Annotated in this window: 11 protein-coding genes; 1 reads left to right on the forward strand and 10 read right to left on the reverse strand. The window is 55.6% G+C overall.

Annotation, left to right across the window (positions count from 1 at the left end; genetic code table 11):
* Nucleotides 1-28: 28 nt before the first annotated feature.
* The 9 genes from ACSYG9_RS04585 to rfbA form a co-directional block, all read right to left on the reverse strand.
* Nucleotides 29-1,309 (reverse strand): oligosaccharide flippase family protein, encoded by a 1,281-nt coding sequence (locus tag ACSYG9_RS04585; protein ID WP_454841358.1) that lies wholly within the window; start codon nucleotides 1,307-1,309, stop codon nucleotides 29-31.
* Nucleotides 1,278-2,270 carry a hypothetical protein gene (locus tag ACSYG9_RS04590; protein WP_454841360.1) on the reverse strand — a complete coding sequence of 331 codons (993 nt, stop codon included), beginning with the start codon at nucleotides 2,268-2,270 and terminating at the stop codon, nucleotides 1,278-1,280. The genes ACSYG9_RS04585 and ACSYG9_RS04590 overlap by 32 nt, the downstream gene beginning before the upstream one ends.
* A gap of 48 nt (nucleotides 2,271-2,318) precedes the next feature.
* The gene (locus tag ACSYG9_RS04595; protein WP_454841362.1) at nucleotides 2,319-3,284 is read right to left on the reverse strand and encodes a glycosyltransferase; all 966 of its coding nucleotides are present in this window, start codon (nucleotides 3,282-3,284) and stop codon (nucleotides 2,319-2,321) included.
* 42 nt (nucleotides 3,285-3,326) lie between these two features.
* Nucleotides 3,327-4,556: a Coenzyme F420 hydrogenase/dehydrogenase, beta subunit C-terminal domain gene (locus ACSYG9_RS04600; protein ID WP_454841364.1), complete on the reverse strand. Its 1,230-nt coding sequence runs from the start codon at nucleotides 4,554-4,556 to the stop codon at nucleotides 3,327-3,329.
* On the reverse strand, nucleotides 4,541-5,587 hold the full coding sequence (locus tag ACSYG9_RS04605) for a polysaccharide pyruvyl transferase family protein (RefSeq protein ID WP_454841366.1): 1,047 nt from the start codon (nucleotides 5,585-5,587) through the stop codon (nucleotides 4,541-4,543). The genes ACSYG9_RS04600 and ACSYG9_RS04605 overlap by 16 nt, the downstream gene beginning before the upstream one ends.
* 229 nt (nucleotides 5,588-5,816) lie before the next feature.
* Nucleotides 5,817-6,344: a DapH/DapD/GlmU-related protein gene (locus ACSYG9_RS04610; RefSeq protein ID WP_454841368.1), complete on the reverse strand. Its 528-nt coding sequence runs from the start codon at nucleotides 6,342-6,344 to the stop codon at nucleotides 5,817-5,819.
* Between the two features lie 209 nt (nucleotides 6,345-6,553).
* The gene (locus tag ACSYG9_RS04615; RefSeq protein ID WP_454841370.1) at nucleotides 6,554-8,050 is read right to left on the reverse strand and encodes an O-antigen ligase family protein; all 1,497 of its coding nucleotides are present in this window, start codon (nucleotides 8,048-8,050) and stop codon (nucleotides 6,554-6,556) included.
* Nucleotides 8,051-8,117: 67 nt separating this feature from the next.
* Nucleotides 8,118-8,702, reverse strand: coding sequence for a dTDP-4-dehydrorhamnose 3,5-epimerase (gene rfbC, locus ACSYG9_RS04620; RefSeq protein ID WP_454841372.1), 585 nt, complete (start codon nucleotides 8,700-8,702; stop codon nucleotides 8,118-8,120).
* A gap of 4 nt (nucleotides 8,703-8,706) precedes the next feature.
* Nucleotides 8,707-9,582 carry a glucose-1-phosphate thymidylyltransferase RfbA gene (rfbA, locus tag ACSYG9_RS04625; RefSeq protein ID WP_454841374.1) on the reverse strand — a complete coding sequence of 292 codons (876 nt, stop codon included), beginning with the start codon at nucleotides 9,580-9,582 and terminating at the stop codon, nucleotides 8,707-8,709.
* Nucleotides 9,583-9,646: 64 nt separating this feature from the next.
* On the opposite strand from rfbA, the gene rfbB reads away from it, so the two are divergent.
* Nucleotides 9,647-10,651 carry a dTDP-glucose 4,6-dehydratase gene (gene rfbB / locus ACSYG9_RS04630; RefSeq protein WP_454841376.1) on the forward strand — a complete coding sequence of 335 codons (1,005 nt, stop codon included), beginning with the start codon at nucleotides 9,647-9,649 and terminating at the stop codon, nucleotides 10,649-10,651.
* 277 nt (nucleotides 10,652-10,928) lie between these two features.
* Here the strand turns inward: rfbB and ACSYG9_RS04635 are convergent, their stop codons facing one another.
* The gene (locus tag ACSYG9_RS04635) at nucleotides 10,929-12,263 is read right to left on the reverse strand and encodes a UDP-glucose dehydrogenase family protein (protein WP_454841378.1); all 1,335 of its coding nucleotides are present in this window, start codon (nucleotides 12,261-12,263) and stop codon (nucleotides 10,929-10,931) included.
* Nucleotides 12,264-12,283: the final 20 nt, after the last annotated feature.

The following is a 12,283-nucleotide window of genomic DNA, read 5'->3' on the forward strand; positions in this document are numbered from 1 at the left end:
TAATGCCGTTGACTGCATGCCAAGCGCTTTAGTTTCGCCGCGCAAATAATATCTGGAAGGCTGCCTTCCTAGATTTTTTACGGGGAACCCACTCCAGAGGACGGATGGAAAGAGCCCATGACGAGTAGGCCGCTGTCACAAGAAATCCAACAGAGGATGCAATCGCCGCGCCTGTAAGCTCGAAAGGTATACCAAGTGCGAACACTAATAGAACACCGCTCACGAACCCTGCAATTTGGGCAACGCTCGCAGCTCCCGAACGACCATTCGCTACAAGGCAGGAAGTTAACACGAAATTGCATATGACGAACACTAAACCAGCCGCGAGAATCATCGTTGCTGGCACTGCAGGACTAAAGTCATCGCCGAAAGCCAAAGGAATCACCATCGGACTCAGAGCAATTATAATCATCGCCATTATGACCGCTAAATAGAAACTTGCTTGCAGGGACACCAAAATCTTCTGCCTGCGATGATCTCCTTCCGCTTCTGCAATATCGGTGAACACAGCAGAACTAATCGCCTGCCCGACCGGCGCAGGCGCGAGGGCAACGTTGATGGCGACTGCGTAGTATCCAAGGCCTGCACTTCCGATAACTGGAAGGAGTATAAGTTGGTTGAGCCGATACGACGCGATCTCTGAAATCTGCGCGCCTGACGCCAATACCGACTCGCGCACAAGGGTATCCATCTGAAATCTAGCGCCCCTCCACGATACCGGCAACAAGAATGCAGTGGTCGCGAATCCCAATGCCAACGACGCTGATTGGGCACCGACTACGGTCGTAACCGTCAGGGGCCCAAATAACCAAAGAGCAACAATAATTATAAAGAATGCTACTGGCTGCGAAAGATTAACCAATGATATTCGACGAAAGTCCTGTATGACCACCAACGCGCTCACAGTCGAATTTCGTTGTACAACCAACGGTGTTAGTCCAAGTCCAATTACTAGCCACCATTTTGCGCCGCCCGGCATATCCGCAAGCAACGTCAGCACCAAGGCTCCGCCAAGCAACACAGCCGGCACAAGTGTAAAGAAGGAAACGATCCGTGCGGTTCGGAGCACCGAGTAGACATCATCCTCATACGCTGCCCGTTGGCGCACAGCCCATGGAAGCCCAAGACCTAGTGCGATGGGCACCATCATCAGGACAGTAATCGCAGCAGCGGTCAACCCACGGCCATCCGGACCGATCGCTCTTGCGATCAGCGGCGATGTAAGAAGGGCCAACCCCGCCCCAAGAATGCGAGTCAGGACCAGCCCCGCTGGACGGTCAAGCACCGGCGCCACCATGCTGTAAACCACCAGCATTCGGTATATCACCCGTGCCGATGAGTCCAACTACTGTGCGATGCTGTTCCTCTATGCGTCGAACCAATATCCGGGCAGCCGCCATCCTGAGCTCAGGTCCATCGTCAATCACCTGTCGAAGTGAAGATACGATTGAATCCGGATCTAAGCGAGTATAGATGGCGGCGTCTTCATAAAAGTCTCGTAAGATCGTGAAATCCGAAGTGATGTGCGGAGTCCTGCACATTAGCGCCTCATAGCCAGCGCGTTGCATCGTAAGGTCGCGATTAGTCAGCGCTACGACTCCATCGCACGCTCCTATCAGCCGCCAATAAACTTCGTCTGAGAGATAACCAGGAAAGGTAACGTTCGATGGCACGGCCCCTCGGATCCAGGCAGGGGCATTTCCGGTCAGGACAAATCGATATTCGGGGAGCAACCCAAATACCTCAATTAACTCTTCGATGGGCTCGTCGTTCGCATAGCCCAACGGACAAACAATCTGTGGTGGCACCGATTCGCGCGCGCTCTCGAAACCCACCCTGCCAGAACTGCGATCTTCAAGAACATCATGTAGGACGATAGCTTCAACCCCTTGCTCCTCGCACTTCCGAGCAAGGGGGGCATTGGTAACAATCGCGGATCGTCCTCTGAGCATCCGAAGGGTAAAGCCACTGGCCCAACGCCACTTCGGATTTAAAAAAAACCCAGTATGGAGGTCTGCCGCAACTGACTGGTTCTTAGAGGCAGCCAGGATAACTACCATCAGCGCCGGAAAGGGGGGAAGCATCACAATGACTCGACTGAACTGTGATTTGCGGATCAATCGCCAAGTAATATGCGCTTGACGAAGATACCTCCAGAGCAGAGTACCCTTTTCCTCATGGATGAATACGCACGAATAGCCCAGTGCATCAGCAAGTCCTTCGGATCTGCCGTGATGACGCACCCAACTTACGACAACACCAGTCGTCACGAAATGATCTCCTTCCCAAGGAACTGTCCGGTGAAGCCGAGCACCCACTTACTCATGCCCATACCTAGGAACATCCGCCGGACGCTCATCCTGGATCGAATATCCTGTGCTCTCCGACAGGAGTGTTGAAGATATTGAATCGGGAGAGGCTACAGAACCTATCCCCTGCTTGGATACAACAGAGGCGATCTGCAGCTGGTGATCATCTACGTGCTCCCGATAGGACTTTCTCCTGGGAACTACGACTGGATAAATTCCCATATCTAGCAATTTGAGAATCGTCCCAACACCCGCATGGGTGACTACCAGATCCGCCGTGCGTGCAGCAGTGTCAAACTCGGAACTCTCCATTTGAGAATGGACCTCGCCCGGAAGATCGGATCGTTCCGTGCTGCCGACTTGCCATATTGTTCTCTCGTCAGCTAGGCCCGTCCCAAGAACAGCGTCGATAAGCCTGTCGAAACGGTACGGATGTATAGTGCCCAACGTCACAAATATTCGTGGTGATTTCACCTCAGCCTTCTCCACTCGCAAGTATTGCTCAAGGACGGTACCTCGGTAATTCCATCTGGGCCCTGCCCAAGATTGATGCTGACATGACATCTGTATGCCGGGATGGGCTGAAAGGATCCTACCGCTTAACGACGGGCCGTCGACACGGGATACGCTTTCGATGTAGTAAGAGGGGACGCCATGCAACCGGGCAATCGCTAAGCCCGGCACAGCAAGGCCGGCACCCGTACTGATCGCCGCGCAAAATCTTTCAGTTCTCCAATCAATTCGATTCTGAATCTCGATGAGCGCTTTTCCAGCTTGCAGGATTCCGCGAGGCGGGATATACGGAACAAGGAGACAGTTTTTACCGTGCAAAAGAGAACGGCTCTGTGCGTTATCGAATGTTATCCAGAGGGATTCGTCGTCGCTTCCCAAGACCTTCGACCACTTGACTAACTGCGCGAGGTGCCCGCCTGTGGACGCAAAAAGCAAATGCCGCCCGCTCTCAATGTCGTTCATGTACGCCTCTCCAATGTATTCTCCGTGAGTCTTGTAGCGCTATCAGGTCGGCGGTTCCACAGTTCGACGTGCGCGGAGAAACGTCCCCACAACCGACCTCAGCGAAGCGATCGGAGCAATTCGAGCAATACGAAGCAGTTGAAATCCTTTGAAGCGAGGGGGGCGCTTGCCAGCCAAAAAAGCGCCGGTGGTCCTGCCTGCTAGTGTTGCGCGGCGCTTCACCTGAAGAGGTTGGACCGCAACTACTTCGTTGACGTTGGTCGGGCGTGCGCCCAATATTCCCTCAGCAATCGCCCGCCGAACTAGCCTATCTCCTCGCTCCGTTCTAGCGATAAGTACACTTACTCCATCGTTCTCTTCGAATGACGGATATCCGCGCTCGTCCGCATGCCAAAAGTCCCCCGCCGTAATATCGGCGCTTTCGCCAATTCCGTCGGGACAGATTTTACATCGCCACTGAGTCGTGGGGCCGAGGTGCTTACCCCACGACTCGTTGTACGCCGCCGACGCCGTTGCCCCCGATTCAGTACGAACAAAGAACTCCCCAGGCCATCCATTGCCGCGATATCGCAGAGTGGTAACCCTATCCTCAACCCCGATGCCAAGGTCAGATATCAATCCGTCGGTCGCATGTTGACTCGGTGTGCCGGCGCAGAAGAATGAAAGAATCAGTGGGGCCGACACTCCCCCTCTTAGTTCAGTTAGCTGCCGAACGGCCGACGCCTCACACGGCTTTCCCACAACAACCGAATCCTCACGACCTGAGAGGCTGCATACCGCTGCTGCTCCAACGGGAGCATACCGAGATCCAGCTGCGGCAAGAGCTTCGCTCTTTGTCGTCAGTTGGAGAGCGGTCGACTTACGTGGATCCATCTGAGATGCAGCCACAGAGGTACTAGACTCATACTGGCCCGATTCCAGCAGCCAGCTGACAAGGGCCGTGAGTGTGCCTCCGCTACTGCCGACATATCTGACTTCAGGATCGACCGCCCATGCCTCCCAGATAGAAACAAATGACCCAAGAATCGGGTGACGAGCAAGGCCGCCGACGGGACGTGCCTTCACTAGACTCCCAGGGCAGGAATTCACAAATTCTGCACTAGCAATTGAGCTTTCGCTCGGGCCTTCTCTCTCAGTCCAGACAGGCCTTAGATATCCATCGCTATTCAGCTCAAGGGATATATTTGGAGAGAGCTGAGCGCAAAGTCCGCACCCGGAGCAGTTCCCCCTAGAGACTACCTTTTCGACTTCGGTCCTCAGCGCTTTCGCCACTCTGCCGCACTCCTCTCAAGTTCGTTCGCTGCAATAGAAAGCAACCCTTGGACAGTATCGCTGATCTCGCCGACTTCTTGGCTTAGCAAAGCCAATTGGTCGAACAGTTCCAATGTTTTCGTATCAACAGCCTCGGAGCCTCGGAGATCAACCGTGCGATGCCATCCAATTCTACTGAGCAACGGCTCGAATTTTCTTGAATATGCCATAGCAATCGCAGGAGTACCAACAGACAGTGCGTTAAGGCACGCGTGCATACGCGCGCCGATCACAAGGTTAGATCCAGCCACGAAGCCCCGAAGTTCAGATAGGGACCCCGGAAAGAATGTGTCGACTTCAACACTGATGGAAGATTTTGCGCTCCTAATGGCCGGTACATCATTATCGGCTTTGTCACTGTCTAAGACGTGTGCAAATAGCGTAACTCGGCGGCCCTGCGCTACAAGACTTTCGCAAATCGACTTGACCGAGGACCGGTATAACATGTGATCAACATGAGGATTGGGCTCCCACAAGAGGCCCGACACGTTCATCGCAATATCGTTACTCTGCGTGGCGAGTGGCTTAGGAATGGCAAATACTACGTCAGTCCCAACTACTGCACCACCCACACCGAGTGCGGAACTGCACTGAGCGCTCAAATCGTCACGCGTGGCAATTCCCGCAGCATCCTGCAATGCTCTGCGCGCTATCCACTCGCCGGCCTTGGTCTTAAATGGACCGATCGTTTGAGGACCCATGACCAGAGGAACACCACAATTTGTGACGATCTGAGCTAGTGCACTCATTCCAGCCAACCGGCGTAAACCATATATGTCGCTGAAGCTGTCCCCCCAACGCATGTCCACGGCAAGGTCGTAACCTGACGCCCACTCACGTAATTCCGATTTGCGATTGAACTGCTCTTTCAGGAGCGTACGTTCGCGGATGGCGACCGGTGCCGCACCGCGACCAAAGTTCTGAAACTCGACAATAGCATTTGGCCAGACCTTGCGGACCAAGGCCTCCGCCCCTTCCGCCAGTGCACGCACGCCTAGATTCGGGGACTCCATGTCAGCCCAAAGAACCAAGACTCTAGTAGCATTCATTCTCAACTCGTCCCCTACATCGCTCGTGACAAATTAGACGAACACGCGCAACTCGTCTCAAGTTCAAGCCCCGCCGGTCCATCGCGATCCTTCTGGTTCCCGATGAACGCACGCGACCGACCCTTACCTGCCACGCTAATTCGGACCGCGCGTAACGGCATCCACTTGCAGGTCAGGTTGCATCGCCGAGTTCCTTAATCAACGTCGCCGGAACTCCTCCTACAATCACGTTTCTGGGTACATCGGTCGTCACCACGGCACCCGCCCCAATGATCGATCCATTTCCTACAGTGACGCCTGGCAGTAAGACCGCACGCGCTCCGATCCACACACCATCGCCAACGATAATTTTCTTGGCTGATGCGCTTCCTGCCCGTCGTTCTGGACCGCCCAACTCGTGCGTGCTGGTAACAAATAGAACGTCCATACCGATATCACATTTTCGTCCGATAGCGATATGCGCCGACGTATTGAAGCGGCAGCCGTAATTTATGAAGGTTCCCTGCCCCACACTCACCCGCCGGCTGCCAAACCACACATCCGGAGAGATCACCGAACACTCGATGTCAAATCCGACCATCCGCAGCAATCGCCAACGGACTGGTCGCGGGACGATTGTCGAAGCAATCACCGAATTTAGTACGATGTCGCGGCCGGCACCTGGCCACAGCCGACGCCCAAGTGACTTGATTCCGATCATTGTCGATACCCACCAATCTTAAGGACACACTTTCGTCGCGAGATCATCGCGGACCTTTTTCGAAGTATGGCGCGGTACCCTGCCATTCTCTGAGCGCTCTTTGTTTAACAGCAACACCGGCATTTTTCGAGTTGATCGCGGCGCAAAAATCTTTACTTTGCACCTGGCCGAGCAGCAGCCAAGCCAGAGTACGTGTGCTCGCTGGCCCACTAAACATTGCTATTCTCACCGACTCCGATAGCGTTCTCGTGGGATCTCATTCGGGCTCTATTCTCCGCCCATAGCCCGCATACAGCCCCGCTCATCGCCCCCAATATGGCCGCTGTCGGCGAACCTAAAGGCATTGGTGCAACAAAGCAAATCGCGAGGAATCCGAGTGCGCTTGCCGACATCGCAGTGGCCGTCGGATTGAACGGTCTGACGATCGCGCGAACTAGCTGTGTAACGATGCCCAACAGAAATATTGCTAGCCCGAGAATCCCTGTCTTGACAAGCGCCCAAAGGTAAAAGTTGTGCGCGTAAAACGGAGCCTTTTCGTATGTCCAGCTACCTCGTTCGCCCGTCGGCTGCTGGTACGCGTATCCGAACCCATGTCCAGCAATTGGATTCTGTCCGATCGAGCTCATCAATTCGTCATTTTCGCGTTCACGATATAGCGCAGACGGGTCAGACCGCAGAGCGTCAGATGACACGCCCTCGATAACGCGAGAGGAATAGCTGTCAACTTGTGCGTCCACCCATCGCATCCCGGGTATATCCTCGAAGAGGGGACTCGCTACCGCCATGACGAGAAGCGCCAAACCTATGAGTGTATAGGCTGTTCGGACGCCCGCCTGGATCACGACGTGAGCGCTTCTCAACGCGACCAAACTAACTAATATGGTGACTGCGATACCGAGGATATGGTTTCGCGAGAACGACATGAGCAGAATCAGGACCGCCGGCACTGTCCACGCGAGGGTCGAGCGTATAGACACAGACCCGATTAAAGCCATCGAAATGCAGATGCACAACGTCGCGAGGGCGGGAAATGTAGCCGCAGTTAGATACCTCGTGGCCTCCGCGTCAGCTCCTCCCAGCGAAGCGACTTCTGATCTTCCTGCGAGAACTGTTCCTGTCGCTGACGCGCTGAGCGTTATAATCGCAGACGCCCAGAGAACCCACTTGGTAACCGTTGCGCACTGGGCGGCGATCGGCGTATTGATAAACGTTGCAGCTATCGCGAATGCCATGATCATTTGTAGAGGGTTCCGCACATCGCCGATAATGTCTAGAATTGACGCCGCCATCATGAAGGCGGTCCCACACCCTAGTGCCACCCATACGATAAGCAACGCGACGTTTCGCTTCACATAGTTGTTGATACCGACGCCTAGTGCAACAACGAATGAAAGAACCAGCGTGACTTCATAAGCTGGAAATGTAAATCCCGAGAATCCGAAGCTCAATGGCAAGTTGGCTGGCAATGCTATACACGCCAACACCAGGGTTGTCGGAATAATTAGTCTAGGGCGGTAAGCGAGTGTCACGCCCACGACGGCAGCCAATACTGCCAGGATGAGGGCAAGGGGGGCGATCGTGGCCAAGGACCCGACAGCCAAAGCAACAAATAACACTGCCAACCAGAACAACTGCATGCTCCTCGTATTTGACAGGGAAGCTATCCTACCTGGAGTTAATTCTGGTTTCGTCATCAGTGCTTCCACCCCATTCCTTTGCGTTCATCGATCTGTTAACTCGAGACTTCACCCCTGCCGTGAAGTAGATTGATCCTTATTGGAATCTCGGTAGCCGTTCCGCTTTGAGTGCCTCGGCAACGGTGGGGGCGGCCATGTCTTTGACCGAAAGCTCGTATTCGAGTCGACTACCGTCCGGCGCGACGGTGGGCCAATCGATGCCTATGTCCGGATCCAGAGGGTGGATCTCGTGTTCACGTAGGGGGTTGTAAGCGGTCGAGCACAGGTACACCACCGTCGAATTGTCCTCCAATGCCAGGAATCCATGGCCCAACCCCTCGGGCAGGAAGATGGCACGACGATCTTCGGTGTCAAGGAGCACCGAGTCCCACTGCCCGAACGTCGGCGAACCGACACGGAGGTCGACGACGACGTCGAGCACCGACCCCGACACGCACGTCACGTACTTCGCTTGTCCGGGCGGATCATCCGCGTAATGGATCCCGCGCAGAACGCCCGCCGCCGATATCGAGCAATTGGCCTGTGCGAAATCGAGTCCCCGGCCGGTTGACTCGGTGAAGGTGACCTCTTTGAACCACTCAAGGAACACACCCCGATCGTCGCCGAATTGCTTCGGTGTGATTTCCCAGGCTCCAGCGACGGCCAATTCACGATAGTCCATCGCCTCAGAATTCCCTTCCACGCTCAAGCATGCCCAACAGGTAAGTACCGTAACCCGACTTCGCAAGTGGTTCAGCGAGTGCGCGCAACTCGTCGTCATCGATATAGCCCTGACGCCAGGCAACTTCTTCGGGCACTCCTATTTTCATACCTTGCCTCTGCTCAATCGTTCGAACGTAATTAGACGCATCAAGAAGTGATTCAAATGTTCCTGTGTCGAGCCACGCAGTTCCGCGTGGCAGAATCTCTACCTGCAAGGAACCCGATTCAAGGTATGTTTTATTGACGTCCGTAATTTCATATTCGCCGCGCGCGGACGGCTTCAACTGACGTGCGATCTCGACGACATCGTTGTCGTAGAAGTAGAGGCCTGGCACCGCATATTGCGATTTAGGATCGCCGGGCTTTTCTTCGAGAGATAGCGCTCTACCCTTTTCGTCAAATTCGACAACCCCGTACGCGCTGGGGTTCGACACATGGTATGCGAATACTGCGCCACCAACGATTCCGCTGAAGCGACTTAGTTGTGCTCCCATCCGTGGCCCGTAGAATATGTTGTCTCCAAGGATCAGAGCCGCTGGACCATTCTGAAGATGACGCGCTCCTAGAACAAATGCTTGCGCGAGTCCATTCGGCGTGCGCTGAACCGCATAGTCCAGATTGACCCCAAATCTACTTCCATCGCCCAGTAGCCGCTGGAAGGCACCTGCATCCTCTGGAGTGGTGATGATCAAGATATCCCGTATACCGGCGAGTATGAGCGTCGAGAGGGGGTAGTAGATCATCGGCTTGTCATACACTGGTGCGAGCTGTTTGCTAATACCCAATGTAATGGGATGCAGCCGTGATCCTGTACCACCAGCTAAGATGATTCCGCGCATGCTGTTACCCTTTATCTCGATCCGAAGTCAGCGACTTAAGCAGAAAGTCGGTAGTTTGAATTCCATGAAACTTGTAGTTACCGGCGGCGCCGGTTTCATCGGCGCGAATTTCGTGCACCAGACCATTTCCGAACGTCCCGACGTCGAGGTCACCGTCCTCGACAAGCTCACCTACGCCGGCAACCTCGACTCCCTCGCGCCGGTGAAAGACGCGATCACTTTCGTCGAAGGCGACGTGGCCGACACCGACCTCGTCGACAGGCTTGTTTCCGATGCCGATCTGGTGGTGCATTTCGCCGCCGAATCCCACAACGACAACTCCTTGGCCGACCCGTCCCCGTTCGTGCACACCAACCTCCTCGGCACATTCGCCCTGCTCGAGGCGGTCCGCAAGCACGACGTGCGGTATCACCACATCTCCACCGACGAGGTGTACGGCGACCTCGCACTCGACGATTCGGCGAAGTTCACCGAGGACACGCCCTACAACCCGTCGAGCCCGTACTCGTCGACCAAAGCAGGCTCCGACCTGCTCGTCCGCGCCTGGGTGCGTTCGTTCGGTATTCGCGCGACCCTCTCGAACTGCTCGAACAACTACGGGCCGTACCAGCACGTGGAAAAGTTCATTCCCCGCCAGATCACCAACGTCCTGACCGGGATTCGACCCAAGCTCTACGGCACCGGCACCAACGTGCGCGACTGGATCCACGTCGACGACCACAACCGCGCGGTGTGGACGATCATCGACCACGGTGTGATCGGCGAGACGTATCTCATAGGTGCCGACGGCGAGACGGACAACCGCACAGTTGTCGAAACCGTCCTGGAGCTGTGCGGCAAAGACAGGACCGCGTTCGATTTCGTTACCGACCGGCCAGGCCACGACCTGCGGTACGCGATCGACGCGGCCCGTTTGAAGACGGAACTCGGCTGGAGCCCGGTCTACCAGGACTTCCGTAGTGGGTTGGCCGCGACGATCGAGTGGTATCGCACGCATGAGCAGTGGTGGCAGACGCACAAAGACGCGACCGAAGCCGCTTACGCTCAAAGAGAAGCACGACAACGGTAATCCGGCACCCCGCGCGAACAGGTCGGCTCCGTTGCTCCTGTCCAGCCGACCTGTTCTCGTTCTGCCGCGCGACCTACTTCCTGGACGTCCCGCTGTCGGTCTCGTTCTGGGGTCAGGCGAATCAGCTATGCACGGCGATGCCTTCAAAGCCCTTGCCTTTCTCCTTAATTGTCGGGATCGACCCCGAGACGCCCGTCGACGCCGGCGTTGGCAAAGTGTTACTGCTCCAGTGGCCCACTCAACCGAATCCTTAGATGCTGAGCGGCCAACGATAGGCCTAACGGTTCGCCACGCCTACGGCTCGGCACTCCCACCCAGCGTCAGACCAGAGCGCGTGGTCTAGGCAGTTACGTCCATCGACAATCACATGCCGTCGGACCACCGAGTTGAGATCCGACGGCGCCAAGTCCCGAAACTGCTGCCATTCCGTCAACACAAGCACGGCATCCGCTCCCTCACATGCCTCCTCCACACTCGTTGCATAAGACAATGTGGGAAAGATCCGTCGTGAGTTCTCAATCGCCTTCGGGTCGAACACGCTGACAGACCCGCCCTGGAGCTGGATTTGACCCGCGATGTTCAGTGCCGGGGAATCTCGTACGTCGTCAGAGTCCGGTTTGAAAGCCGAGCCCAGAACAGCTACGCGTGCCCCAATCAGCGATCCTCCCAACACCTCACGGGTCAGCTCGACCATTCGCGTCCTACGACGCATATTGATATTGTCGACCTCTCGGAGAAACGTAAGTGCCTCGTCAGCACCAATCTCGCCGGCTCGCGCCATAAAAGCACGAATGTCTTTCGGTAAACATCCTCCTCCGAAGCCGATTCCGGCATTGAGGAATCGGCGACCGATCCTGGCATCGTAGCCAATCGCGTCCGCCAGACGAGTCACGTCACCACCAGCGGCCTCACAGACTTCAGCCATCGCATTGATAAATGAGATCTTCGTAGCGAGGAAGGCGTTAGCCGCGGTCTTCACCAGTTCCGCGGTAGCCAAATCCATTACCAGGAAAGGAATCTGTTCCGCGAGGAGATCTGCATACACTTCACGAGCGACATCCTCGGCTCGTCCTGGGCCGTCCTGGTCAATACCAAGGACCAGGCGATCTGGATGAAGCGTGTCCTGCACCGCAAACCCTTCCCGGAGGAATTCCGGGTTCCAGGCGACCTCCACCTGGACTCCCGCGTTCGCAAGTTTTCGAGCTCGTGCGCCCAACCGCTGGGCCGTTCCGACGGGTACGGTCGACTTCCCAAATATTACTGATGGTCGAGTAATAAGCGGAGCAAGAGTGTCGATCACTGCATTCACGTACGTTAGGTCGGCTGCAAGTTCACCTCTTCGCTGCGGTGTTCCAACGCCGATAAAATGAACATCCGCAAAATCAGCTGCTTCCTGGTACGAGGCGGTGAACCGCAACCGACCGTTCTCGACGTTGCGTTTGAGCACATCTTCCAGCCCCGGCTCGTAGAAGGGCACCTCACCCGATTCAAGCTTTGCGAGCTTAGAGGTATCAACATCAACGCCGAGTACCTCATGCCCTAATTCGGCCATACAAGCGGCGTGTGTGGCACCCAAGTATCCGGTACCGAACACAGCTATACGACAACTCATGGAGAACGCTCCGGATTTTA

It is taken from the genome of Rhodococcus sp. SJ-2 (genome assembly GCF_053750035.1).